Origin of the sequence: Paenibacillus sp. YN15 (genome assembly GCF_003285005.1) — a bacterium.
Taxonomy (GTDB): domain Bacteria; phylum Bacillota; class Bacilli; order Paenibacillales; family NBRC-103111; genus Paenibacillus_AR.
Genome location: NZ_QMFA01000019.1, coordinates 55,193 through 81,577, shown reverse-complemented (window position 1 = coordinate 81,577; position 26,385 = coordinate 55,193). Strand labels below are relative to the sequence as shown.

Sequence of the window (26,385 nt, the reverse complement as noted above, 5' to 3'; positions counted from 1 at the left end):
AACGTAGACGGGAAAAGATCGAGATACCGGTCTTTTCTTTTTTTATGTTGAATCAGAAGGAGAACCGAGAAATATGCTTTATTTGGATTATTGCGCTACTACGCCGCCGCGGTCGGAGGTAATTGCCGCCGTAACGGAGTGTATGAATTCGTATTATGGAAATCCCAGCTCCCTTTACCGCCTGGGTGTGGAAGCGGAGAAGCTGCTGATTCGGGCCCGGGAGGTGGTGTCCGCCGCACTCTCGGCTAACCCTAAGGAAATTCTGTTCACCTCCGGCGGAACCGAAAGCAACAATATGGCGGTAAAAGGTGCGGCAATGGCCTTCCGCTCCAGAGGCAACCATCTGATCACCACCGCTATTGAGCATCCTTCCGTGTATGAGGCTTTCCGGCAGCTGGAGCAGGAGGGCTTCCGGGTGACCTATCTGCCTGTGGACGCCACCGGCGCTGTGCGGGTGGAGGATTTGGCCGCCGCCCTGACCAAGGAGACCACGCTGGTCAGCATCATGGCGGTGAACAATGAGACGGGCCGGATTCAGCCGGTGGAAGAGGCGGGGCGGCTTTTGAAGCAATATCCCCGGATTGTTTTCCATGTGGATGGGGTTCAGGCCTTCGGCAAGCTTCCTGTGGCTCCGGCCAAATGGAATGCCGATCTGGTCAGCTTCTCCGCCCATAAATTCCGCGGCCCCAAGGGAGTGGGGATGCTGTACAAACGGCAGGGGCTGCAGCTTTATCCCTTGCTGGCCGGCGGCGGCCAGGAGCAGGGCCTTCGTTCGGGCACAGAGAATGTGCCCTTAATCGTGGGAATGGCCAAGGCGGCCCGTTTGGCTGTGGAGGGGCTGGCCGGGAGGACAGCGCATATGTACAGGCTGCGGGAAACCCTGGTCCGGCGGCTGGCTGCCATGGATGGCGTTGTGGTGCACGGCTCCCCCCGGATGGAGGAGATGGCTCCCCATGTGGTGCAATTCTCCTGCCTCGGCTACCGGCCGGAAACGCTGGTGCACAGCCTGGAGGAAAAGGAAATTTACATTTCCACCCGTTCCGCCTGTTCGTCAGGCGACAGCCGTCCCAGCCGGGTGCTGCTGGCTATGGGTCTGCCGGAGGCAGAAGCTGCCGCGGGCTTGCGCATCAGTTTTTCCGAAAACGAGACCATAGAAGATATGGAGCGGGCTGCCGACGAGCTGGAGCGGGTATTGCGCAAGCTGGCCCCCTCACCCGGACAAGCTAATGCTTACGATGCCAGCTTTTCTGACGAAAAGCTCTTAGGAGGAAGCAAATGATGAACCCCAACACAGTCATTGTCCGACTGGGCGAGCTTACCCTGAAGGGGCGCAACCGGCACCGTTTTGAAAAAAGAGTGCTGGGGCAGCTCCAGCCCTTGCAGCAGCAATATCCGCAGGTGGGAATATCCCTGGAATTTGGCCGGATTCATATTGATTTGCAGGATGCTCCGTATGAGGCGGCGGCAGAGGCCTTGGACAAAATTTTTGGGCTGGCCTCCTACAGCCCGGCCCATAAAACCGGATTGGAGCTGGATCAGATCCGGGGGAAGGCGCTGGAGCTGATGCGGGAGCTGGAGCCGTCGGAAGGGAAGCGCACCTTTAAGGTGGCGGCCAAACGCTCCAACAAAAAGTATCCCTATGATTCCATGGAGCTGATGCAGCTGGTGGGCGGTCATATTTTGCGCCATACCCAAGGCTGGGCGGTGGATGTGCATCAGCCGGAGGTTACGCTGTGGGTGGATGTCCGGGACAAGGAGGCTTTTGTGTTCACGGATATTGTCCGCGGCAGCGGCGGGTATCCCTTAGGCACCAACGGGAAGGCGCTGCTGCTGTTGTCCGGCGGGATTGACAGTCCGGTAGCCGGATGGCTGTCCATGCGGATGGGGCTGGAGCTGGAGGCGGTTCATTTCCACAGCTACCCGTATACCAGTGAGCGCGCCAAACGGAAGGTGGAGGAGCTGGCCCGGGAGCTGGCCCGTTATTCAGGAACGCTGAAGCTGCATATGGTGCCGTTTACGGATATTCAGGTGAGGCTGAAGGAGCAGGGGCGGGAGAATCTGCTGGTGATTTGCATGAAGCGGGCCATGCTGCGGATTGCCGAGCAGCTGGCGGAGCGCCGGTCCGCCAAGGCGCTGATTACCGGGGAAAGTCTGGGGCAGGTAGCCAGCCAAACGTTGGCCAGCCTGGACGTGATCGGGCGGGCGGCGGAGATTCCCGTGCTGCGGCCGCTGATCACCATGGACAAGGGGGAGATTGTGAAGGTTTCGGAGAAAATTGGCACCTTCCCTATCTCCATTCAGCCGTATGAGGATTGCTGCACCCTGTTCCTGCCCAAATCTCCGTCTACGAATCCGGGCCTCCGGACGGTGGAGAAGGTGGAGGCGGGAATCCAAGGGCTGGACGAGCTGATCCGGCTTGCGGTGGAGAACACGGAAACCCAGGTGATCGGCGCAGGGCAATCCTCCCGGAAGCTGGATGATTTGTTTTAAAAGAAGCCCTTTGCACGGATGTTCGTCATCCATGCAAAGGGCTTTTTGCCATGTGCGGCAGACGCCGGTGTACAACCGGCCGTCAGTTCAGCCGGCTTCTTTTAAACACCTTCACGATTTCCGCCACCACAAGCGGCAGCAGGCTCAAGCCGGCAATGATCAGCCAATCAGCCAGGCCCAGGGCATGGACGTTGAAAATCCGGGCGATGGGAGCGATGGAGATGATGCAGACTTGAATAATGACGCCGAACAGGAAGGAGTATACCAGCTTCATGTTGGAGCCAAAACCCAGCTTGAAGATGGATTCCGTATCCGAGCGCAGGTTGAAGGAATGGACGAGCTGGGAGAAGCTCAGTACGCCGAAGGCCAGGGTCTGGGCATGGCGCAGGGCGTCTTCGGAATAACCCTCCGGCATCAGCGGGAAAAAGCCGGTATGGTCGGTGTACATTTTCATGCCGATAATAAACGCTGAAAGGGTTGCTACGCCGATAATGGCTCCGTACAGCAGGATATAGCCGATTTTGCCATGGAACAGGCTTTCCTTGGAGGAACGGGGCTTTTCCTTCATTACTGTCGGGTCTTTGGGGTCCATTCCCAGAGACAGGGCAGGCAGCGTATCCGTCACCAGGTTAACCCACAGAATGTGGATGGGCCGCAGCGGCGTCGCCCAGCCGAAGAGAATCGCCAGGAACAAAGCCACAATCTCCCCCAGATTACAGGACAGCAGGAACAGGATGGCTTTCTTGATGTTTCGGTAAATATTCCGTCCTTCCTCCACCGCTTTGACAATAGAGGAGAAGTTATCGTCGGTGAGCACCATATCCGCAGCGCCCTTGGCCACATCCGTGCCAGTGATGCCCATGGCCACGCCAATATCCGCTTGCTTCAGGGAAGGGGCGTCGTTAACGCCGTCGCCGGTCATGGAGACAATATTGCCCCGTTGCCGCAGCGCGCTGACGATCTTCACCTTATGCTCGGGGGAAACCCGGGCAAACACGCGCAGCTTGTCAATCCGCCCGGACAGCTCCTGCTCGGAGGTCTGATCCAGCTCCACGCCTGACATAACCTCGTCCTTGGAGGAGGCGATGCCCAGCTCGCTGGCGATGGCGAAGGCGGTATCCTTGTGGTCGCCGGTAATCATAACGGTTTTGACCCCGGCCTGTTTGCACAGGGCGATGGAAGCGGCCACCTCTGTCCGCGGCGGATCGATCATACCCACCAGGCCGACGAAGATCAGGTCCTGTTCCATCTCGTCCACGGGAATATGCCGGTCAGGGACAGGGCGGTAGGCCGCGCCCAGCACACGCAGCGCTTTGTCGGACATAGCCTGGGCGGCGTCCATGGCTGCCTTGCGGTCGGCGTCGGTCATGGGCTCAATGGTGCCGTTGCGGTGAATCCGGGAGGACAAGGTCAGCAGATTGTCGATGGCGCCTTTGGTATGGATACGGAATTCCCCGTTGTACATATTCAAGGTGGACATCAGCTTCCGGTCCGAATCAAAGGGAAGCTCGTTGACCCGGCGGTATTCCTCGTCCAATGTTTTTTTATCCAGATTAGCCTGGTCTCCCGCTACCAGCAGCGCGATTTCCGTAGGATCTCCCGTTTTGGAGCCGGCGGTATATGTAGCGTCATTGCACAGCACCAGCGCTTCCAGCAGCAATTTGTGGGACTCGCTGGCGGTGGAAAGCCGGTCCAGCTTGGCGGTTTGGCCGTCTGCATAAAATTCCGTTACCGTCATTTTATTTTGCGTCAGGGTGCCTGTTTTGTCCGAGCAAATAATGTTGACGGAGCCCAGCGCTTCAACGGCAGGCAGCTTGCGGATGATGACATTTTGCTTGATCATCCGTTGGACGCCGATAGCCAGCACGATGGAGACGATGGCGATCATACCCTCGGGAATGGCGGCAACAGCCAGGCTGATGGCGGTCATGAACATTTCCAGCATGTCCCGGCCTTGAAGCAGGCCGATGGCAAACATGATGACACAGATGCCGATGGCGGCAATGCCGAGATATTTGCCCACCTGGGCCAGATTTTTCTGGAGAGGGGTGGTGTCCTCGTCCGCCTGCTCCAGCAGGGAGGCAATTTTGCCGATTTGCGAGTCCATGCCTGTGGCGACTGCAACCCCTTCACCCCGTCCATAGGTAACCAATGTGGACATAAAGGCCATGTTCTTTTGGTCCCCCAGGGGCAGGTCGGCAGGGTTGGCGGTTTCCGGGGCGAAGTCGGCATTTTTATCCACGGGGACGGATTCGCCGGTTAAGGCCGATTCTTCAATTTGCAGGTTGGCGGATTCCGTCAGCCGCAGGTCGCAGGGGATATACCGTCCCGCGTCGAGAATAACCAAATCGCCGGGAACCACCTCTTCGGATGGAATCTCCTTCAGCTCTCCGCTCCGCCTGACCACCGCCCGGGGAGTGGACATCTGCTTCAGGGCTTCCAGGGCGTGCTCCGCCTTGGACTCCTGCACAACCCCCACTACTGCGTTCAGCACTACCACCAGGAAAATAATCAGGGCGTCCGCGATCTCGCCAACGATGCCCGATATGACCGCGGCGGCGATAAGCACGTAGACCAGCACATCATTGATTTGGGCAAAAATCCGCCGGAGCAGAGATTTCTGCTTTTTGCCGGCCAACCGGTTGGGGCCGTGCTCGGCAAGCCGTTTGGCAGCTTCCTCATCGCTTAGGCCCTGTTGCGGATTCACCCGCAGCTCCTCCAACGTTTTTTCCTTCGATTTCATGTACCAGATGGTAAACACCGTCCTTATTCAGATTCGCATTTCTTGAGATTTGCATTTCGTCTGACCGGCATCTTTTCAAATACCCCGATTTCGGATTTCTGAAGCATTTGCCAAATCTTTGATGGATATTACGGTTCAGGGGCTTGTCCGGTTTCGGCTTTTTTCCGGTACGGACAAACTTCAGTCATGTCCCGCATATGAATAATCATAGTCTTAATAACATGGAGTGGACGATTCCTGGAAATGAGGGGGCAGAAATACATGCTGGACTGGCTGTTGCTTTTTATCCAGATTATGATTATCAACCTGGTGTTGTCCGGAGACAATGCGGTGGTCATCGCCATGGCCAGCCGGAAGCTGCCGCAGAAGCAGCAGAAGAGAGCCATCTGGTGGGGCGCCTTCGGCGCTATCGCCCTGCGGCTGGTGCTGACGGCTGCCGCCGTGGTGCTGTTGAAGGTGGCCTTTATCCAGGCCATCGGCTCACTGTTCTTGCTGTACATCGCCATCAAGCTGCTGCTTGATGAGGAAAAGGACCATCAGGTGAGGGAGGCGTCCACTCTGGGCAAGGCCATCTGGACGATTATCACCGCCGATTTTATTATGAGTCTGGACAATGTGCTGGCCATCGCCGCCAGGGCCAACAATGATTATTTCGTGATTCTTCTCGGCATCGGGCTTAGTGTGCCCATCATTATCTGGGGTAGTACATTGGTGGTGAAACTCCTGCACCGCTTCCCGGTGCTGGTCTATCTGGGCGCAGGCATTCTCGGCTATACGGCCGGGGAGATGATGGTGAAGGACCCGAAAATGATAGAGCTGCTGAACAGTCATCTATGGCACAGCAGCCTGCCCTGGGCAACAGCAGGCATTGTGCTGGGCGCAGGGTTGCTGAAGAAGCTGCTGGAGCCGGGGCCAAGCAGAACGGCTTAAAAGATGATTTTCAGCTGAGGTACGGAGACGGCAGCCATTTGCGGCTGCTTTTTTGTCGTGTCAGCTTGCGGATACAGAGGTCGTTATTTTCCGCATTTGGCCCGTTTCTCGATTTTCGCGGACAGACGATTCGTTATTTCCCTGCAAAAGCAGAGGGAGGCCCCGGCTTTGGAGATTTAGCGGATTCTGTGTCCGCTCCGGAGAGAAAAGGGCGGATTTTTGCGAAATAACGGAACCAGGGTCCGTGCAACATGAGCCGGATAAATGCGGGAAATATTAACAAAATCTCAATCTCCCTTTTACATTGCAATGACCTAATCCTTTCTCCCGTTAATCTCCCATTTACACTCCCCGATTATGATGAATAAAGCATATGACACCAAGACTTGCTCAGATATTCATATGAAATTATAAAAAGGGAGAGATCAAGTTGAACAAGTATGCAAAAATCATTGTGACCGGCGGGTTGGCGCTGTCCTTGCTGCCTGCGGCTGTTGTGGAGCGGAAGGCTTCGGCTGCGGATACGGCGGCTCCCGTTTCCAAAAACCTCATTGTCCTGATCGGCGACGGCATGGGTCCGGCACAAGTAACAGCCGGGCGCGATTACCTCAAGTACATAAAGAACATCAACCATCTGGAGCTGGACAGCTATTATGTGGGACAAGCCACTACCTTTGCCGACCGGGGCGAGGACGGCGGCGTTATTGTATCGGGTATCGTAACGGATTCCGCCTCCGCGGGCACCGCCTTCGCTACCGGACACAAAACCTACAATGCCGGCATCAGCGTATCCAATGAAGATATTTCCGTGCCGTTTGCCTCCGTGCTGGAAGCGGCTGAAGCCGCAGGCAAGGCTACCGGCCTTGTGACCACGGCCCGCATCACCCATGCAACTCCGGCTGTGTACGCCTCCCATGTGCGGAACCGGGACAATGAGTCCGCCATTGCCAGCCAATACCTGGACAGCGGCATCGATGTGCTGTTCGGCGGCGGCAAGCAGTTTTTCCTGACCACTGCAGAAAAAGGAAAACGGACCGACAAGAACCTTATCGGCGAATTTGAAGCCAAGGGTTATGCCGTTGCCTATGATGCGGCAGGCCTCTCCTCTCTCGCCGGCGGCAAGGCGCTGGGGCTGTTCAACAGCTCCCATGTGGCCTATACTCCGGACCGTGACGAAACGGTGCCCAGCCTGGCTCAAATGACCACCAAGGCTTTGGATATTCTGTCCAAGGACACAAACGGCTTTGCCATCATGATCGAAGGCGGCCGGATCGACCATGCTTCTCATGCCAACGATTTCTCCACCACCATTGACGAAGTGCTGGATTTCGATGCAGCCGTCAAGGTCGCGATGGATTTTGCCAAAAAGGACGGCAATACTTCCGTGGTTATTACGGCCGACCATGAAACCGGCGGTTTGTCCCTGGCCCGGGACAACATCTATGAGAGCAATTACGATCTGTGGGACCAACAAAAGCATTCCTCCGAATCCATTGCCGCCGCGCTGAAGGCCGCCCAAACTCCGGAAGAAATCAAGCAGATCGTTCAGAACAATACCTGGATCACCGACCTGACTGATGAGGAAATCGCCCAAATCATGGCTGGCGACGGCTCCTCCTACGGCCGCGAGGGCAGCTATAACGCGGTGATTGCCAAACGCCTCCTGATCGGCTGGACCGGCCACGGCCACTCCGGCGTAGACGTGGGTGTATGGGCATATGGCCCCATCGCCGACCTGGTGAAGGGTCAAGTGGACAATACCGACATCGCCAAAAGCTCCGCCAAGGTCCTCGGCGTTGATCTGGACGCCGCTACTGCCAAGCTGCAAGCCCAAGCGATTTATCCCAAGTTCAAAATCAACCGCAGCAAGGAAGTGCTGTATCCCGCCAAGGCGCTGGCTGAAAAGCTGGGCGTTGCTGTAGCCTATGACGAGGCTGCCAGAGCGGTTTCGCTCACTGGTACTGCCGGAACCTATTCCGTCAACGTGGATTCCTTGGCTGTAAGCTGGAACGGCGCCGCCGACTCCATTACCGCAGAAAACGACTACGGCAAGCTGTATCTGCCGCTCTCCGCCTTCAGCAAGCTGACCGGCAAGAATCTCGTTTGGGATTCCCTGTCCGAGCGGATTCTGCTGCCGTAATCATGAGCGCAGCGATGATCAAGCTTCACGAGGTCCGCAAGGACTTTGTTGTTTCGGACAGGCGGCTTCCTATCCTCCACATTCCGCATTGGACTGTGGAGGCCGGGGGCCGCCTGGCCCTGCTGGGGCCCAGCGGAAGCGGGAAAAGCACCGTGCTTCATTTGCTCAGCGGCATCCTGAAGGCGGACCGCGGAGAGCTCCGTGTGGCGGACACGCCTCTCCACGAGCGGAATGAAGCGGAGCGCGACCGGTTCCGGCTGCGCCATGTGGGCTATATTATGCAGGATTTTCATCTGATCGGCTCCTTGACTGCGGCGGAAAATGTGGAGCTGATGCTTCCGGCGGGAAAGCGGGGAGAGCAGCGAAAGCTCTTGCGGGAATGGTTCGGCCGGGTTGGCCTGGCTGACCGGATGGACCATCTGCCCGGCCAACTGTCCCGCGGCCAGCAGCAGCGGACGGCGATTGTGCGGGCGCTGATTAACCGCCCTCCTCTGGTGCTGGCGGATGAGCCTACCGGAAGTCTGGATTATGAGTCGGCGGAGCTGGTGATGCGCCTGCTGCTGGAGCTGTGCGCCGATCAGGGGAGCACGCTGGTGACGGTGACCCATGATTTGCATTTGGCGCAGCTGTTTCCTGAACGGATCGGCATCGGAGAGATTAATACGGTGCTGTCGGGCCATTCCTTCGGCGCGGCGGGAGAATCCGCTGCGGTGGAAGGGGGAGCTACGGCATGAGTCTCATTCAACTGGTCTGGCGCAATGTGCTGCACCGCAGGACACTTTCGATTTTGACGGCTGCGGCGGTGGCGGTGACGGCGGCGCTGACGGTGTTTTTGCTGCTTTTGCGGGATGGGGTGGAGCAGGGGGCGGAAAAGGGCTACGGCCCCTTCGAAGTGGTGATCGGCGCGGACGGAAGCGAATCCCAGCTTGCCCTGAATACTTTCTACCACGTGGGCGCGCCCACAGGCAATGTGCCGTACAGCGTCCTTACGGGTGTCCAAGCGGAGGCGGATACGGCTGCCGCTTTCGCCATGACCACCGGGGACAGCTACAACGGATATCCCATTGTGGGGATTGACCCGGGTTATTTTCAGGTCCGGTACGGCGACAAACGTCTGGCCTCCGGCAAGCTGTATGCCGAAACGGGGGAAGCGGTTGTCGGGGCTTACGCCGCCAAGGCGGCCGGGCTCAAGGTTGGGGATACCTTCCATGGCGCCCATGGTTTGACCGAAGAGGAGCATCATGAGGAGGAGGGGGAAGAGGAGCACGAGGCCCATGAGAGCTTTTCCTACAAAGTAGTGGGCATTCTGCCTCAGCTCCATACCCCTGATGACCGGGCGGTGTTCACCACTCTGGATTATGCCTGGGCGGTTCATCACAATGAGCATGGGGAGAACCGGGAGATTACGGCGGTTATGATTAAACCGGCCACCTTGACCGGGGCTCAGGCCCTGAAGCTGAAATACGACGCGCTGGACAATGTCCAGGCGGTATTTACCAGCAAGGCGGTGGCGGATGTGGTCAATATGGCGGATAAAGGAACCCAGGCGGCAGGCGCTTTGACCGTGCTGTGTGTGGCGTTGGCTTCGATTACGCTGTCTTTGTCGCTGATAGCCGCCGCCAATGAAAGACGGCGGGATGCGGGGCTGCTGCGTCTCATCGGCAAATCCCGCAGCTATGTGTGGGCGACGCTGATGGGGGAGGGGCTTATGCTTACGGTAATCGGCCTTGCGGCGGGAGTGCTGTTGGGCCACGGGGCAAGCGGATTGTTTACGGATGCGGTGTTCGGCTATACCGGCATCCGGCTGTCCGCATGGGCGCCGGCCCCTGGAGAGGGGCTGCTTCTGGCCGGGGCGCTGGTGCTGGGCGGTTTGGCGACGCTGGTTCCGGCCCTGAACATGTACAGAGCGGACCCGCTGCAGCTGTTCCGCAGTTAAGGGACCCCCGAAAACCAACAGAAGAAAGGGGATTGCATATATGGGCAAGCTGAATCGACCGATGGGAACTGTGCTGGTGGTGGCGCTAACAGCGGCTGCAGCGGCAGGCTGCGGCGGCAACGGCGGGGAGGCGGGAGCGGCCGGCAGCTTCGGCGACGCCCGCCCGGCAGCGGCGGCTGCAGTTGTGGCGGCAGCCGCGTCGGCAGCCTCCGCTGTGCAGCAGCCGGGGCCTTCCGCTGCGCCGGGCAGTCCGGCGGCCTCCGTGGCGCCGCCTCCCGCTGCTTCGGCAGCCCAGGCCGACCCCGCCGCCGCAACAGCTGCGTCGCAGCCAGCGCCTTCGGCCGCCGCTTCCGGCCAGCCTTCGGAGGCCCCGGCTGCGCAGCCGTCGGCCGCAGAGAAGGCAGCCGCCGTCTCGGCAGCGCCAGCCGCGTTCCCGCAGGCGGCCCCGCCGGAGCCGGAGCAGCCGACTGCCTCCGGCCAGGCATCTGCGGCGCCAGCCGCCGCATCTTCCGCACCGGCTGCGGCACAGCCCGCTAAAAAAGAAGAGGGTACCATCCAATGGTCGGAATTCTTCGATGACGACAAGCAGGATACTCCCTCGGAGCGGTTTTGGGATCTGAACGGCAAAACCGTATCCATCCGCGGGTATATGGGCGAGGTGCTGTCCTTTGAGAAGCATTGGTTCCTGGTGATTCCCTCCCCCGGTGCGGAATGCCCCTTCGACAACGGAGACGAAACCTACTGGAACAAGATCATGATCGCGTTTACGGATAGCGGGGAAAAGCTGCGCTACACCAGCGGGCCTATGCTGATTACCGGGCGGCTGGATGTGGGCATCAAGATTGACGAGTCCGGCTACAAAACCATGTTTAGACTATACAATGCTTCCTTCACCAAGCTGAAGGAATAGCAGAGTGGGGCGCTGGAAAAATAGCGGATGGAGATTTTCCGCTATTTCCTGAGCCAATGCGGAATCTGCAACGGTTATACTCCCCCATATGAAGGCTGCCAATTTCGCGGCTTTTGCAAACACATCCGCCGGCCTAAACTGGGTTGGGAAAGGGCGGCTGGCATTTTCTCCCCTTTTCGGCTAAACTAGACCTATAATGTGTCGCAATCTGTCTGCCTGGGGGGATCAAAGCAATGACGCGCAACAATTATTCCGTGGGATTATTGCTGATAGGCATCGCCGTTATTCTGCTGCTTGGCAAACTGGGGGTATTCTCGTTTTTGGGCGGGCTTCTGTGGCCGGTCTTCATCCTGCTGCCCGGGGTTGTGTTTCATTTCCTGTATTTTTCCAGAGTGCTGCCGGCCGGGGTTTTGGTGCCGGGGGGAATCCTGGTTACTTACTCGCTCATGTTCTTTTTCTGCAATATATTCGGTTGGGGAGCTATGTCCTATTTGTGGCCGGGCTTTATCTTCGGGGTAGCCGTCGGCTTGTACGAGCTTCATCTGTTTGACCGGCATGCGGGCAAGGGCGTGTTTACCGCAGCCATGATTCTGGCGCTTCTATCCGCCGTTTTTTTCGCTCTTGCGTTCATGTTTACCGCAGGCATCTACTTCATCATCTTTGTTCTGATTGTTGTGGGTGTGGGGCTGATCATGACCCGGAAGCGGAGCTGGTAAGACGGCACGCCCCGTGCGGGGCGTATTCCTCCGCCTCCATAATGAAAGGCTGTTTCGGTAGATGGATTAATAAAAATGAAATGAGTGCCGAGGAGGTGAAGCCAAATGAAGCTGCCCCTGGAGGCTGCTGGGCCGTTGTATGATGCCGCTGCGGCTTTTAAAGAGCTAAAATGCTGGAACTGGCTGAGCAACTGCCACATTTTTGGAGTGCGGAATCCGGAGAACGGAGAGATCGGCTATTGCACGGTTATGGGCAATGGCGGTGAAATGTACGGGATGGCCGTATATCTGGGCACCGCAGGCTTGGAAACCGTCCTGTCTCTGCTAAGAGGCGAGGCCACTAAGGATCTGATGTTCACCCAGCATTGCCTGATGCTCTCCTTCGACAGCCGCGACGAGCTGTATCCCGAGGAGTATGCCCAGATCAAGGCATTAGGGCTTTCCTTCCGCGGGCGGGCTTCGTGGCCTACCTTCCGGTTGTATGAGCCTGGATTTACCCCATGGCCGGTATGGGAGGAGGGACAGGCCCGCTTCCTTATCCAGTGCCTGGAGCAGGCGGCAATCGTCGCCCGGGAGGGGCAGGGGAACCCGGATGCCTTGTTGGCAGGGGATTGGAGTACTTTTCTGGTGCGTGTTCCGGAAAAGGCGGAGAACGGCGGCTTTAGCTGGAGCAGCCGCTGGATGGCGCCCGCCGCCGCGTCCGCAGCTGCGGATGCAGATAGCCGGAGCGCTGCGGCGGGGGATGCCCAGGCGGCCTCGCCCATAGACCAAGTCCGCATCGCCAGGCTTCGCAAGCTGCCTGTGAGGGAGGAGCAAACCTGGTTGACGGGAATATTCTTCCTGCCGATGCCGGTCAAGGAAGCAGGAAAGCGTCCGGTATACCCTCAGATGCTGATCATGATGGACGAGGCGTCGGGGATGATTATCCAGACCGAGCTCCGGGAAAAGAGCGAATGGTTGCTGCAGGGGGCGGAATTGCTGCCGGAGCTGCTGGAGCGGCTGGGCTTCCGACCCGGGAGGCTGGTGTTCGCCGATGAAGGCATGGCGAGAAGCTGGCATGGACTTCTAGACGCGCTGGGAATAGAGGTGTTCCTGGCGGAGGGGCTTCCACTTTTGGAAAGTGTTCTTGAAGAGTTTATGGAACATATGGGATGCTCTTGATTTTTTGGCCCGCAAAACGTATACTTAGAACAAAAGTCAAGCGTCGGAGCTGTCCGGCGCTATTTTATTGGAAGCGAGAGGAATCCCATACTATGCATGCAAGAGAGAAAATCCGCAATATCGCCATTATCGCCCACGTTGACCACGGCAAAACCACGCTGGTAGACAAGCTGCTTCAGCAATCCGGCATTTTCCGGGAAAATGAAGCCATTCAGGAGCGCGCCATGGACTCCAACGACATCGAGCGCGAACGCGGCATCACCATTCTGGCCAAAAACACCGCGATTGAATATAAGGACTATCTGATCAATATCGTCGACACCCCGGGCCACGCCGACTTCGGCGGTGAAGTGGAACGGATCATGAAGATGGTGGACGGCGTTCTTCTGGTGGTGGATGCCTTCGAGGGCTGTATGCCCCAAACCAAGTTTGTTACCCGCAAGGCTCTGGAAAGCGGCCTGCACCCCATTGTTGTCGTGAACAAAATCGACCGCCCCAATGCCCGCCCGGAGGAAGTCATCGACGAAGTGCTGGATCTTTTCATTGAGCTTGGCGCTTCCGATGAGCAGCTGGACTTCCCTGTGGTATACGCTTCAGCCCTTCAAGGGACCTCTTCCCTTACTGCCGATGATCAACAGCCTAATATGGAAGCCATTTATGAAACCATTGTAGGCCGTACCCCCGCCCCTACCGAAAGTGTCGAAGATCCGCTCCAATTCCTTGTTACCTTGATGGATTATAATGATTATATGGGCCGTATCGCCATCGGCCGGATTAACCGCGGCGTTATCCGCCAAGGACAAGCTGTAGCGGTTTGTACCCGGGAGGGAACCGTCAAGCAAGCCCGCATCGAGAAGCTGTTCGGCTTCCAGGGTCTGAAGCGGGTTGAAGTGGATGAAGCGGGAGCCGGGGATATTGTTGCCATTGCCGGCATCAAGGATATCAACATCGGTGAAACCATTGCCGATCTGGCCAACCCCGAAGCGCTGCCCGTGCTGGAGATTGACGAGCCTACCCTGCAGATGTCCTTCCTGGTAAACAACAGCCCCTTCGCCGGCAAGGAAGGCAAGTTCGTTACCTCCCGCAAGCTGCGGGAGCGGTTGTATAAGGAAGTGGAAACCGACGTCAGCCTCCGGGTGGAAGATACCGACAGCCCCGACGCCTTTATCGTATCGGGCCGCGGCGAGCTGCATCTGGGCATTCTCATTGAGAATATGCGCCGGGAAGGTTATGAAATGCAGGTTTCCAAACCCGAGGTTATCATCAAGGAAATCGACGGTGAAAAGATGGAGCCCATCGAACGCCTCATTATCGACGTGCCCGAGGAAAGCATGGGCGCGGTAATGGAGAGCCTGGGCAGCCGCAAGGCGGAAATGATCAACATGACCAACAACGGCATGGGCTCTGTCCGTCTGGAGTTCCTGATCCCCGCCCGCGGGTTGATCGGATACCGGACCCATTTCCTGACACTGACCCGCGGCTACGGTGTGATGAACCATGCCTTCGAGAAATATGGCCCTTACCTGGGAGCCGGAGTTGGCGGACGCCACCAGGGCGTGCTGATCTCCACCGAAAGCGGCACCTCCACCCTGTACGGCATTCTGTCCGTTGAGGACCGCGGCATCCTGTTCCTGATGCCCGGCACCGAGGTGTATGAGGGCATGATCGTGGGCGAGCATACCCGGGATACGGATATTGTCGTCAACATCTGCAAGGAAAAAGCGGTGAACAATATCCGCTCCGCCACCAAGGAAGAAACGGTGCGCATGAAGACGCCGCGGATTTTCTCCCTGGAGGCCGCCCTTGAATATTTGAACGATGATGAGTATTGTGAAATTACCCCCAAGTCCATCCGGCTGCGCAAGAAGCTCCTGAACCGCGGCGAGCGTGAGCGGGCAGATAAGCAGCGCAAAAACGCGGAAGTGAACTCCTAATCTGCCCCACAGGGCAGGCGGGCGGCGGCAGACTTTGGGATATGCAAGACTTTCGCAAGCTGGCAACGGCCTGTAGCTGAAGGGAAGTCAGGTCCGGTGCGTTTGCGCCGGGCCTTTTTTGCAAATTTTGGCGAATAAAAGCAGAGGTATCCGAATGGATACAAAAAGGGAGAGTTTGCCATGAAGCTGGAAGAGTCGCTTTTTAATTGGCTGCAAATTCATCTGGTGGCGGAAGCCAGGCCGGAGGATCGGGCGGCCAAGGAAACAGTCCGTTTTTTCGAGGACATTCTGACGGAGGATCATGGCGTCAGCGAATTGGCCATCAGCGCCCAGGACACGACGATGATCCACATCCGCTACACGGTAAACGGCAAAACCAAAATGCAAATGTTCGGCAGAGAGCAGGCGGAGCAGCTGCTTTCGGATATCGATGCCAATCCCAAATATCATTAAACGGAGATGAATGCCGCATGGCTCAGTCAGACCCTCTGTCCGGGGAACAGGGAAGCCAGTCCCGCCCGCGCTCCGGCAAACCACGCAAAATCGCCTTTGCCTTTGTGTGGATGGCCGTTCTGGCATTGGTTGGCGCAATCGGCTACGGCGCCTACCTGTATGTCTTTAAGCTCACGCCCATGCTGGGCAAAATCGGCACGGACCAGTCCGTTCCCGCCGGCATGGCGGCAAATGAAAAGCCGCTGGTGCTGCTGCTTTTGGGGACGGATTCCCGCCCCAAAACCGGGAGCCTGAATACCGATGTGATTATGGTGGCGGCGCTGAACCCGTCGCGCAAATCGGCCACGGTGGTTTCGATTCCCAGGGATACCTATCTGAAGGCGTCCCAGGGCTTAAGAGCCAACAAAGCCAACGCCTTCTATCCCAATCTGATGGCTTCCTCCAAAAGCACCGCGCCGGATAAAATCAAAAAGGTGTTTGCCGGCGCCTTGGGGGTTCCCGTGGATTATGTGGCCACCGTCAATTTCCAGGGATTCCGGGATATTGTGGATGCGGTTGGCGGGGTGAAGGTTGAGGTGGACATGGATATGCGGTATGTGGACAAGGCGGACGGCACCAACATTAACCTGACCAAAGGACTTCAGACCCTGGACGGCAAAAACGCCCTGGATTTTGTCCGGTACCGCAAATCCAATAACGGCACCGCCGAATCCAGCGACCAGGAGCGCAATGCCCGGCAGCAAATGGTGGTGGCGGAGCTGCTCCATAAGCTGAAAACCCCTGCAGGAGTGCTGGCGGCGGGAAATCTGATGGAGGCAATCGGCGAGCATATCACCACGGATATCCCCGTGGAGCAGCTGAAGTCCATGATTCGGACATATATTGGAATCGACAAGGATAAGATGGAGTATATACATTTGGAGGGCGAATGGAAAAGCCCTTATGTATACATATCAGATAAAGAGTGGAAAATGGCCACGGCCCACCTCAAGCAGCAGCTGGAATAGCGGACGGGCGCTTGCTTTAGTGGCCGAAATGCCAAGCGCTATGCTATACTGGACGTAAGAACACCAGCACTATCTTCGCATCTATGGCACAACGTCAAAGGAGGACCTGATGGTATGGCAGAAGCGGTAACTGTTCTGAATGAAGAGCTGATGTCAACTTTGCAAAAGGAGACCTTCGTCATCCTCAATACGGTGGATGCGGATACCGGCGCCCCGGTCGTCAACGCCATATCCTGGGTTTACGCCAAGGATGAGAAAACCATCCGGTTCGCAGTGGACGGGCGTTCCCGAATCATTGCCAACCTTAGGGCCAAGCCGCAGGCGGCCGTGTCGCTTTTCGCCGCGGGTTCCTTCCACGCGGTTTACGGCGATGCCCGTGTGGTGGCGGAGGAGCTGGCCGGCGTGCCCTTCAAGCTGGCCTGCATCGATGTGTCGATACGTGAGGTCAGAGATGCCATGTTCTACGGCTCCCGCGTGTCGATTGCACCCGAATACGAAAAGACCTACGACAAACGTGCAGCCGACAAGCTGGACGGACAAGTGTTTGAAGCCATGAAGAAAGCCTAACTGCGCCTGCAGTTAGGCTTTTCTGCACTTATTTCCGCATTTCTTCTACAGATTCTCGTCCTGGAACTGGCTGCTGTCGGGATCATGGTGTTTGCCGTTGTCCATCGGTGCAATATCCTTGGGGATTTGCGGCGCTACCCGTCCGATAATGTCGCCCAGCTCCTGGGCAAATCCCGAAAAGGGGCGGCCGTTCTGAATGTCGTCGCGCACATGCTGGATGCGCTCACCCAGGGCCATGTCCGCCGTGACGAAGGCATTGATGCCCTCCGGGTCCTTGCGGAAAGCTTCCGCAACGGAGTATTTGATAATATTGACCCGGGAGCGGTCCAGATTGGGCTCCACGGTAATGCCGACAATCGCTGTTTTGCCCATGATAACGCATTTGGCATCTTCAACTTGGGGAATGCTTTTGGCCAGCTCCTCCAAACGTGCAGCCGTATCCGCCGGAAGTCCGGCCGTTTCCTGGGGATTGGCGGGCTGCGCCTGCTGGGCCCGCAGATTGGTTTCCCCTTCGCCTGCCTGGTGGCCGGCCTTGCCGCAACCGGCGGCAACCGCCGCCAACGCAACCAAGAGTATCCATAACCGTAATCGTAATCGCATCGGGATGTTCCCACCCTTCTAGGTTTTCGAGAATAAGGATAGTTTGACCACATCTCCATCATCGTATGTATGCCGGTTGACTAGACACACTTGGAGGCGACACCCTATGAGAAAAATTTATGTTCTGGATACCAACGTTCTTTTGCAGGACCCCAACGCAGTATTCGCCTTCGAGGACAATGATGTGATTATCCCCGCCATCGTGCTGGAGGAATTGGATGCCAAAAAACGGCTGGCCGACGAAATCGGGCGCAATGCCCGGTACACCTCCCGTCTTCTGGACGGCTTCCGGGCCAAAGGCAAGCTTCAGGACGGGGTTACGCTGGATAACGGCGGTTCGATCAAAGTGGAGTTGAATCACCGCAGCTTTGCCAAGATGCAGGATGTCTTCGGGGAAATGTCCAATGACAACCGGATTCTGGCGGTTGCGCTGAATTATCATATGGAGGAGCAGGAAAAGGAGCATCCCCAGCCGGTTATTCTGGTGAGCAAGGACACCTTGGTCCGGATTAAGGCCGATGTGCTTGGTCTGACGGCGCAGGATTATTTGTCTGACCGGGTTGTGTCCAACTCGGATATGTATACCGGATGCGTTACTCTCAAGCTGCATCCTGCGGTTATCGACGAATTTTACACCTACCGCTTTCTTGATGTGAAAAGCCTGAATTTGGGCTTCACCTTGTATCCCAATGAATTTGTGATTCTGAGGGATGAGATGGGCACCTCCAAATCCGCTTTGCTCAAGGTGAACAAGGAAGGCAAACGGCTGGAGCCCTTGTTCTTGAGCAATGATCCCATCTGGGGGATTGCGGCGCGCAACGCCCAGCAGCGGATGGCCTTGGAGCTGCTGCTCAACGACGATATTCCGCTGGTTACCCTCACCGGCAAGGCGGGCACAGGCAAAACCCTGCTCACCGTTGCCGCGGGATTGATGAAGGTGGAGGATGACCATAAATACAAGAAGCTGCTGATCGCCCGGCCGGTGGTGCCTATGGGCAAGGATATCGGCTATCTGCCCGGGGAAAAGGACGAAAAGCTGCGCCCGTGGATGCAGCCGATCTACGATAACCTGGAGTATCTCTTCGATACGAAAAAGCCGGGGGACATCGACAAGGTGCTGGCGGGACTGGGCAGCATCCAGGTGGAGGCTTTGACCTATATCCGCGGCCGGTCTATTCCGGGCCAATTTATTATCATCGACGAAGCCCAGAACCTCTCCCGCCACGAGGTGAAAACCATCGTCTCCCGGGTAGGGGAGGGCAGCAAGATTGTGCTCCTGGGCGACCCCCACCAAATCGACCATCCTTATCTGGATGCCACCAGCAACGGTCTGTCTTATGTGGTGGAGCGCTTTAAGGAGCAGGGGATTGCCGGGCATATTATGCTGGAGCGGGGGGAACGCTCCAATTTGGCCCAGTTGGCCGCAGATTTGCTGTAGCCGGAGGAGCATAGCAGAACAGCAAAAAAGCCCTTGGTTGCCGCGTTGTACGCGCGGAACCAAGGGCTTTTTTTACGAAAATGCGGGAGGCCTGCATTTTCATTCGGGGGCTTCCCCAAAAGTACCCGGGATATACTTTCGAAGCAGTACGTCACTTTTGGGGGAATGATTTTTGCGTTGCGGGACAGGCAGATTCTAACGGCGGTGAGAGCCGCTATTTGCTCCGAAATGAGCCTTGAGAAATTCTAACGGCGGCCAGAGCCGCTATATGATGCCATGAAGCCTGTTTTTGCCCTGAAAAGGTCAAATAACGGCCTGTACTTCCGTTAGAAATTGCGGAGGGCGGTTTTTGTGTAAATAGGGGCGCTCACTTCCGTTAGAATCTAATCCGGGCCCAGCTGCGTGAGTGCAACGCTGGGTCCGCCGTTGCCGTCCGGCATCAGTTGCGTGACGTCAACGCCCCGACAGCCGTTGGCAACTCGGCGGTACTTATGCCCAATGGGCGGGCGCCCGCAAACCCGACGGCAGCTTGGTGCGGGCATCCCCCATGGCGGAATTGACCTGCATCTGCGACAGGAACAGCGCGCCTCTTAGGTCCGCGCCCCGCAAATCCGCATCCCGCAGGTCCGCTCCGATCATGTCGCAATCCCGCAGATCGGCCTGCTGCAAATTGGCGGCAATAAGCATGGCGCCTCTTAGGTCCGTGCCCCGCCACCGCTTGCCCTTCAGGTTGGCGCCCATGAAGTCCTTCCGCGCGGGAAGAGCTCCGGCGCTGCGGCCGGATTCCTGCACCCCGCTTTGCCGGACCAGGCGGCTGGCCTCCAGCAGCGTCTCATTCACCGCCGCACGCACCGCCGCCAAATCCAGGGCAAGCAGCTCCTCCGGCGGCAGGCCGGCCCAAGCTTCCAGCCGGGTTAAAGCATCCCCGGCTTCCTCATGCACAGTGGCCGTCCGTTCCCCGGCGAGAATTTCCCTTAGATAGCTGATGATTTCATGCAGCTGCTGCATAATCGGGAACACGGCCAGCATTAGCGGGGCTGTATTGCCGTCCTCCCGCCAGCTGCGTCCGTGGAACGTCAGCTTGGAGACACGCTCCCCCGCCCCGAAGCAGTCGTAGACGGTGCAGCCCTTGTAGCCCTGCTTCCGCAGGGAGTCATGAATGCCGCAGCGGTAATCCTTTTGCAGATGCCGGCAAGGGCTTCCCCCCGGTTTATCACAGGGGAAATCCGCCGACTTGGCATAGGGCAGGGCAACGCAGCACAGGCCGAAGCATTGGCTGCAATCCGTTTGAAGATGGGGCTGAAGAGGATCGATTGTAGATCTAAATGGGCTCATATCCCCAGTGTATCATGATTTGGCGGGAAGCTCCATGCGGATCACGCGGCAATCAAAAGGGGAGAGGGAGAGGCGTCCTGCCGGAACCGGCTCCCCGGTCAGCCCATCCCGGCAGCCCGGCGGCAGGGTGACGCTTCCTCCTTGGCCGTCCATGTTCACAGCCACCCACACCCGGTAACCCTTCCCTTCCCGGGGAGCCACAATGGTGCCCGGCGTAACATCCGTCCGCAGGGCAACCCCCGCCTCATCCGCATAATGAAGAAGAATCCGCCGCAGCATAGCATCGCCCTCAGCCCCCGCAGGCATAGACCCCAGCATGACAATTTTGCCGCGGCCAAGCCGCCGCTCCGTCAAAAAAGCCTCGCCCCGGGCAGGCCCCTGGTCAATAACCCCCATAGCTTGGGCGGCTACCGGCCGGAACACGGCGCTCCATAACGACAGCGGAGCCGTATGGCCAAAGGCCGTACCCGTAGTGCCGCTGCCGTCCATGGGATAGGTGTAGAGAGTCTCCACACCTGCAAGCTCCTCCAGATACCGGCCCAAAGCGGCGTCGGTTGGAATCGTATGCTCTTCGGTTCTTCCCCCGGTAAGCGGGCCTACAATCCACACCGCTCCTTGCTTCACCCGGGCAACCGCCCGGTCTGTCAGCTCCTTGGGTAGATAAGGGAGGTAGGGGGAAGCATACAGCTTGTAGCCGTCCAATGCCGCTGCTCCTTCCGGTACCAAATCGCGGTGAAGCCCCAAATGGAGCAGTTGCTCATAAAAATGGGTAATCAAGGAGCGGTGCTGCAGCTTCCGGTGAGGCTCGGTCCGCAAAAACACCTTGGACCGATCGGAATACGTCAAACCCACCTCCGCCTGAAGCGGGCGGGTGTCCAGGATCACCGGCTCCAGCGTCTTTCGCGCCTCCTCCACCTCCAGCACATTCCGGTAACCGATAGAGGGGTTGCCCCAGGCGCTTAGGATCGCTCCGTGGGGCTGTTCGCTGCCGGAGCGCTGCTGTCTCCACAGCCAGTAGCAGAAGGCTTCCGCTCCCAACGCATACGCTGCCGCCGCTTCGGCCTTTAAGTAGCCGTCCGGATGCAGCTGGGGCTGGCCATGCAGCGAGCCGCCATGGCAGGGACTGGTTTCCATCACCCAGAAATCCCGGCCTTTTTTCACATTGCGCCATAAATCGCAGTTGATCAAATAAGCGTTCCGGTTCGGGAAGCTGGCATAGGTGTCGTAAGAGGCAAAATCCAGGCCGCGGAACAGCCGCTCATTATCCAGATGGAACGCTATGCTGCTGTTATGGGTAATGGGCTGCGGAGAATGCCTGCGGATGATGGACGCCTGCATATCCGCAAATTCAGCGATTTTTTCCATCGAAAAAAGCTGGTGCATGGTGGAGAGGGACGAGCTGTGCAGGAAAGGGACTGCCGTCGAAGGCTGCGGAATTTGCTCAAAGCATTGGTAGGTTTGGCTCCACACCGCCGTTCCCCAGGCCTCGTTCAGGGCTTGGACGGTTCCGTAACGCTTCTCCAGCCACTTTTGCCACAGTCCGCGGCAGGTATCGCAGAAGCATTCCGCTACATGGGACTTCAATTCATTGTCGATTTGCCAGGCAATGACACCGGGAAGGCGGCCCAGAGCTTGAGCTTGGGCTTCCACAATCTTGGCGGAGCGTGCTCTAAAAAAATGATTATTGGTGCAGGCATGCTGCCTTGACCCATGGCCCATGATCCTGCCGTCCGGCTCCCGGTGCATCCGTTCGGGATGTCCGTGGGACAGCCAGATGGGCGGGGTGGCCGTCGGCGTGCAGATTACGGTGTCGATTCCATGCGAATGCAGCAGACTGACCGCCTCTATATATAATGAAAAATCGGTCCTGTCCTCCTCCGGTTCAAAAACGGACCAGGCAAACTCGCCCAGCCGCACCACATTGATGCCGGTCTTTTTCATCATGGCGATATCCTGCTCCCATATCTCCCGGCTCCACAGCTCGGGATACCACGATGCGCCGTGATAGAGCTTTCGGCTCATTGTTCCACGCTCCTTCAACTTATTTCAACAGCTTGCAGGCACTCGCTTTCACTTTACTTCAAGCCTGCACAGCCCTTCAATAGGACGATTTTACCCGCTTAGCACAAGGGTTTACACAGTTTTGCCGGCTTTGCACTTTCTTGAAGCAAGGCCGGAAAACCCCGATTTTCGGCTGTTCAAGAATCTCCGATTGTCGGAAAATTTCCGTCAGGACATAATCAGGTCATAACCGCTCGAGAGAAGCGAAAGACAACCCGGAGGTGATGGGGAGTGAAGCAGGCAGCTGCGGATGAGTTGACTGTTGTACCGAATACCCAGAATAGCAAATGGAACCTGATTGGCAAACGATTGAAGAGAGACAAGTGGTTGTATCTATTGATTACACCCGGATTGCTTTACTTCATCATCTTTAAGTACGTGCCCATGTGGGGCATTATGCTGGCCTTTAAGAATTACCAGCCCTTCCTTGGTTTTATGAAGAGCGACTGGGTGGGCGTGGATCACTTTACAATGTTTTTCCAGAATATCGAATTTGGCATGCTGCTGCGCAATACCCTGGTCTTGTCCTTGTACAGCCTGGTCTTTTCGTTTCCGGCCCCGATCCTGCTGGCGCTCCTGCTGAACGAGGTACGGCTTTCCTGGTACAAGCGCTCCATACAAACCCTGGTGTATGTGCCCCACTTTATCTCCATGGTTATCGTGGCCAGCTTGACCTACATCCTCTTGACCACGGAGGGCGGCACCATCAATGAATTTATCTTTCAATTAACGGGGGAAAAAATCTCCTTCCTCACTGACCCGAAATGGTTCAGACCGCTGATCATCATCCAGACCATCTGGAAGGAATGCGGCTGGGGGACGGTTATCTTCCTGGCGGCTTTGGCCGGCGTGGATGTAGAGCAATATGAGGCGGCGATTATGGACGGGGCCAACCGCTGGAAGCAAACCTGGCATATTACCCTGCCCTCCATCCGCAGCACCATCGTCATCCTGCTGATCCTGCGGATGGGCAATATTATGGACAACGGCTTCGAGCAGATTTACCTGATGATGAATGCGCTGAACCGCGAGGTGGCGGAGGTCTTCGATACCTATGTCTATACCATGGGTATTACCCAAGGCGCGTTCAGCTACAGTACGGCAGTCGGCCTCTTCAAGTCCGTCATCGGCGTGACGCTGGTGCTGGGAAGCAACTGGCTGGCCAAAAAATTCGGCGAGTCCGGACTTTACTAAGAGGAGGGTTAACAGATGGCCAAGCAATACAGAACAGTCGGCGGAACGGTCTTCGATGTATCCAACTACCTCTTTCTGGGGGCAGCCGGTCTTATCGCTATTCTGCCGTTTATTATCATCGTCGCGGGCTCCTTCGCATCCGATGCGGAAATTACCCAGCGCGCCGTATTCCTGATCCCGGAAACCTTCACGCTGAACGCGTATGAGTTTATTTTCTCCACGGATTCCATCATGCGAAGCATCGGGGTTTCCGTTTATGTCACCGTTGTCGGCACCATCGTCAACCTGTTCTTCACCGTGACCATGGCCTATCCCCTGGCCCGGCGCAGCCTGATGGGCCGCAATGTGTTCCTGAACATGGTGATCTTCACCATGCTGTTCGGCGGCGGAATGATTCCCACATACTTGGTTATCCGCGAGCTGCATCTGCTGGATTCGTTCAATGCGCTGATTCTTCCCGGAGCCATCAGCGCCTTCAATCTGATTATCGTGAAGAACTTCTTCCAGGAGCTGCCGCCTGAAATTGAGGAAGCGGCCCGGATCGACGGCTGCCAGGAGCTGAGTCTTCTGTGGAAAATCGTGCTGCCCCTGTCCATGCCGGTAATAGCCACCTTCACCCTGTTCTATGCAGTAGGCCACTGGAACAACTTCTTCTCGGCCCTGCTGTACATCAATGATCCGGCCAAGTGGCCCCTGCAGGTGATGCTCCGCCAGATCGTCATGCTGTCCCAGGCAGCCGGGGATATGAATTCCATGGACCCCAACTTCGTGAAACCACCGGAGCAGTCCATCAAGATGGCGGTTATCGTGGTGGGTACGATTCCCATCCTGTGCGTATACCCGTTCCTGCAAAAGCATTTTGCCAAGGGCGTCATGATCGGCTCCGTGAAGGGTTAATCCTCCCGCGGAAGCCGGAGGCGGATGAGCCCAATGCCATCCGCCTCCATAAAATCAAGAATTGCTCCATCTGGAGTTATTCCATATATGATTGACCAAATCAAGGAGGGTAAAAAATGAAAAGAAAAGCAAGCAGCATGAAGCGTTTTGTTGCCGTTGTATCCGTTGGAACCATTGCCGCCGGAGCACTTGCAGGCTGCGGGGGCGGAGATAAAGAAAACGCGTCTTCTCCTGCCGCCGGCGCAACTGCCGGATCGAGCGCAGCAGCTACCCAACAGCCGCCGCTTGATCTGACCATCATGCTTCCAACCTTCAAGACCAACTTCCCCAAGGATGACAGCCCTGTTGCAGCTGAACTGGAGAAGCAAACCAACACTAACATTCACTTCGAGTGGGTGCCCAACGCGTCCTACAACGACAAGTTCAACATTACCCTGGCATCCGGCAAGCTGCCTAACCTGATTGCCGTACTGAGCGACCGGTCCTCCAGCTTCGTCAATGCGGTCCGTTCCGGCGCCTTCTGGGAGCTGAGCCCGTACCTGAAGGATTACAAGAACCTGTCCGGAGCCAACCCCACCGTATTGAACAACAGCTCCATCGACGGCAAGATTTACGGCGTATACCGCGGCCGCGATTTGGGCCGGAACGGCTACTACTACCGCAAGGATTGGCTGGACGCGGTGGGCCTGCAGGAGCCGAAAACCATCGACGATTTCTACAACATGTTGAAAGCGTTTAAGGAAAAGGACCCGGACAAAAACGGCAAAAACGATACCTACGGCATGATCCTGGTCAAATGGACCGGCGGCTGGGCCAGCGGCTTCGATACCATCAAGCTGTGGTTCGGCGCTCCCAACAAATGGGGCATCAAGGACGGCAAGCTGGTTCCCGAGCATCAATACGAGGAATATATCGACGGCTTGAAGTTCATGAAGAAGCTGTATGACGAGAAGCTGATCAACTCCGACTTCGCCGTCTTCGACAGCGCCAAGTGGGTGGACCCCATGGTCAACAACCAGGCCGGCGTAATCGTGGACGTAGTGGACGGCGGCGCCCGCGCCGACGACAAGATCCATGCCGCATTGGCCAAGGAAGGCAAGGACAATCCGGACATTCATTATGTTGACGTTGCCAGCGGCGTAACCGGCAAGGACGGCAAGCTGTATACCCTGCCCACTGCCGGCTACTCCGGCATGATGTCCATTCCGAAATCCTCTGTCAAGACAGAGGCTGAACTGAAGCGCATTCTGGCGTTCCTGGACAAGATCAATGATCCGGACATGCAAACGCTGCTGAGCTTCGGTCTGGAGGGCAAACACTACACCACCGATGCCGAGAAGAATGTCACCATCAGCAAGGATACGGTTCTGCTGGAATCCGAGGTGGAAGGCCTGAACCAAATGCTCTCCTTCCTGCCGAAGAGCAGCGCTTTGACTGTAAAGCAAACCGCGCTTAGAAAGAAGCAAACCGAGCTGATCAAGAAAAATGAAGAATTCATCGTGGCTAACCCTGCCGCTCCGTTGATTTCCGATATCTACAACCAAAAGGGACCGCAATTGGAAAACATCATCAACGACGCCCGCATCAAGTTCATCGTGGGCCAAATCGACGAAGCCGGCCTGCGCTCCGCTTTTGAAACCTGGAAGAAGTCCGGCGGCGACGACCTGGTGAAGGAAATGAACGAATTGTATGTGGCTGCCCAAAAGAAATAATCCGCAAGGATTGCAGGCATAGCCGACAGGATTGGGGATGTGCGAACAGCACACCCCCTCCTGTTTTTTGCGTTTTTTTGTCCGCCGGATCATGAAAAGCTTGTTCTTGGGTAGGAAAACGGTATATGCTAAGTTATACGTTCCGTGCATTCAGCGGATAT

At 57.0% G+C, this 26,385-nt stretch carries 21 protein-coding genes; 17 read left to right on the top strand and 4 right to left on the bottom strand.

Annotation, left to right across the window (positions count from 1 at the left end; translation table 11 throughout):
• The first annotated feature begins 73 nt into the window (after positions 1-73).
• Together DQG13_RS16345 and thiI are read left to right on the top strand one after the other, a co-directional pair.
• On the top strand, positions 74-1,279 hold the full coding sequence (locus DQG13_RS16345) for a cysteine desulfurase family protein (protein ID WP_113020857.1): 1,206 nt from the start codon (positions 74-76) through the stop codon (positions 1,277-1,279).
• Positions 1,279-2,490 (top strand): tRNA uracil 4-sulfurtransferase ThiI, encoded by a 1,212-nt coding sequence (gene thiI, locus DQG13_RS16340; RefSeq protein WP_113020856.1) that lies wholly within the window; start codon positions 1,279-1,281, stop codon positions 2,488-2,490. The genes DQG13_RS16345 and thiI overlap by 1 nt, the downstream gene beginning before the upstream one ends.
• A gap of 82 nt (positions 2,491-2,572) precedes the next feature.
• Here the strand turns inward: thiI and DQG13_RS16335 are convergent, their stop codons facing one another.
• Positions 2,573-5,233 carry a cation-translocating P-type ATPase gene (locus DQG13_RS16335; RefSeq protein ID WP_113020855.1) on the bottom strand — a complete coding sequence of 887 codons (2,661 nt, stop codon included), beginning with the start codon at positions 5,231-5,233 and terminating at the stop codon, positions 2,573-2,575.
• A 261-nt stretch (positions 5,234-5,494) separates the two neighbouring features.
• On the opposite strand from DQG13_RS16335, the gene DQG13_RS16330 reads away from it, so the two are divergent.
• The 11 genes from DQG13_RS16330 (at position 5,495) to DQG13_RS16280 (ending at position 16,987) form a co-directional block, all read left to right on the top strand.
• On the top strand, positions 5,495-6,163 hold the full coding sequence (locus DQG13_RS16330; protein WP_113020854.1) for a TerC family protein: 669 nt from the start codon (positions 5,495-5,497) through the stop codon (positions 6,161-6,163).
• A 424-nt stretch (positions 6,164-6,587) separates the two neighbouring features.
• Positions 6,588-8,303, top strand: a complete 1,716-nt coding sequence (locus DQG13_RS16325) for an alkaline phosphatase (RefSeq protein WP_113020853.1) — start codon at positions 6,588-6,590, stop codon at positions 8,301-8,303.
• A gap of 2 nt (positions 8,304-8,305) precedes the next feature.
• Positions 8,306-9,037: an ABC transporter ATP-binding protein gene (locus tag DQG13_RS16320; RefSeq protein WP_258525701.1), complete on the top strand. Its 732-nt coding sequence runs from the start codon at positions 8,306-8,308 to the stop codon at positions 9,035-9,037.
• Complete coding sequence (locus tag DQG13_RS16315; RefSeq protein ID WP_113020851.1) at positions 9,034-10,239, top strand: ABC transporter permease; 1,206 nt, start codon at positions 9,034-9,036, stop codon at positions 10,237-10,239. Before DQG13_RS16320 ends, DQG13_RS16315 begins: the two co-directional genes overlap by 4 nt.
• 40 nt (positions 10,240-10,279) lie before the next feature.
• Entirely contained in the window at positions 10,280-11,149 is an 870-nt protein-coding gene (locus DQG13_RS16310; protein WP_113020850.1) for a hypothetical protein, read from the top strand.
• Positions 11,150-11,382: 233 nt separating this feature from the next.
• Positions 11,383-11,865, top strand: a complete 483-nt coding sequence (locus tag DQG13_RS16305) for a hypothetical protein (protein WP_113020849.1) — start codon at positions 11,383-11,385, stop codon at positions 11,863-11,865.
• Between the two features lie 105 nt (positions 11,866-11,970).
• Positions 11,971-13,026 carry a DUF7309 domain-containing protein gene (locus DQG13_RS16300; protein ID WP_113020848.1) on the top strand — a complete coding sequence of 352 codons (1,056 nt, stop codon included), beginning with the start codon at positions 11,971-11,973 and terminating at the stop codon, positions 13,024-13,026.
• A gap of 92 nt (positions 13,027-13,118) precedes the next feature.
• Positions 13,119-14,960, top strand: a complete 1,842-nt coding sequence (gene typA / locus DQG13_RS16295) for a translational GTPase TypA (RefSeq protein ID WP_113020847.1) — start codon at positions 13,119-13,121, stop codon at positions 14,958-14,960.
• Positions 14,961-15,140: 180 nt separating this feature from the next.
• Positions 15,141-15,413, top strand: coding sequence for a hypothetical protein (locus DQG13_RS16290; RefSeq protein ID WP_113020846.1), 273 nt, complete (start codon positions 15,141-15,143; stop codon positions 15,411-15,413).
• Between the two features lie 17 nt (positions 15,414-15,430).
• Positions 15,431-16,420, top strand: coding sequence for an LCP family protein (locus tag DQG13_RS16285; protein ID WP_113020845.1), 990 nt, complete (start codon positions 15,431-15,433; stop codon positions 16,418-16,420).
• A gap of 114 nt (positions 16,421-16,534) precedes the next feature.
• Positions 16,535-16,987: a pyridoxamine 5'-phosphate oxidase family protein gene (locus DQG13_RS16280; protein WP_113020844.1), complete on the top strand. Its 453-nt coding sequence runs from the start codon at positions 16,535-16,537 to the stop codon at positions 16,985-16,987.
• A 45-nt stretch (positions 16,988-17,032) separates the two neighbouring features.
• On the opposite strand, the gene DQG13_RS16275 is transcribed toward DQG13_RS16280, so the two are convergent.
• Positions 17,033-17,587 carry a YhcN/YlaJ family sporulation lipoprotein gene (locus DQG13_RS16275; RefSeq protein WP_113020843.1) on the bottom strand — a complete coding sequence of 185 codons (555 nt, stop codon included), beginning with the start codon at positions 17,585-17,587 and terminating at the stop codon, positions 17,033-17,035.
• Positions 17,588-17,693: 106 nt separating this feature from the next.
• Here DQG13_RS16275 and DQG13_RS16270 point away from each other — a divergent pair, with 106 nt between their 5' ends.
• The gene (locus DQG13_RS16270) at positions 17,694-19,025 is read left to right on the top strand and encodes a PhoH family protein (protein ID WP_113020842.1); all 1,332 of its coding nucleotides are present in this window, start codon (positions 17,694-17,696) and stop codon (positions 19,023-19,025) included.
• A gap of 489 nt (positions 19,026-19,514) precedes the next feature.
• Here the strand turns inward: DQG13_RS16270 and DQG13_RS16260 are convergent, their stop codons facing one another.
• Together DQG13_RS16260 and DQG13_RS16255 are read right to left on the bottom strand one after the other, a co-directional pair.
• Positions 19,515-20,360 (bottom strand): pentapeptide repeat-containing protein, encoded by an 846-nt coding sequence (locus DQG13_RS16260; protein WP_113020840.1) that lies wholly within the window; start codon positions 20,358-20,360, stop codon positions 19,515-19,517.
• 12 nt (positions 20,361-20,372) lie between these two features.
• Positions 20,373-22,382, bottom strand: coding sequence for a beta-galactosidase (locus DQG13_RS16255; RefSeq protein ID WP_113020839.1), 2,010 nt, complete (start codon positions 22,380-22,382; stop codon positions 20,373-20,375).
• A gap of 294 nt (positions 22,383-22,676) precedes the next feature.
• On the opposite strand from DQG13_RS16255, the gene DQG13_RS16250 reads away from it, so the two are divergent.
• The 3 genes from DQG13_RS16250 to DQG13_RS16240 all read left to right on the top strand — a co-directional run bounded on the left by DQG13_RS16250 (position 22,677) and on the right by DQG13_RS16240 (position 26,224).
• Entirely contained in the window at positions 22,677-23,615 is a 939-nt protein-coding gene (locus DQG13_RS16250) for an ABC transporter permease (RefSeq protein ID WP_258525704.1), read from the top strand.
• Positions 23,616-23,630: 15 nt separating this feature from the next.
• Positions 23,631-24,512: a carbohydrate ABC transporter permease gene (locus tag DQG13_RS16245; protein ID WP_113020837.1), complete on the top strand. Its 882-nt coding sequence runs from the start codon at positions 23,631-23,633 to the stop codon at positions 24,510-24,512.
• A gap of 116 nt (positions 24,513-24,628) precedes the next feature.
• Positions 24,629-26,224: an extracellular solute-binding protein gene (locus tag DQG13_RS16240; RefSeq protein WP_113020836.1), complete on the top strand. Its 1,596-nt coding sequence runs from the start codon at positions 24,629-24,631 to the stop codon at positions 26,222-26,224.
• Positions 26,225-26,385 lie beyond the last annotated feature (161 nt).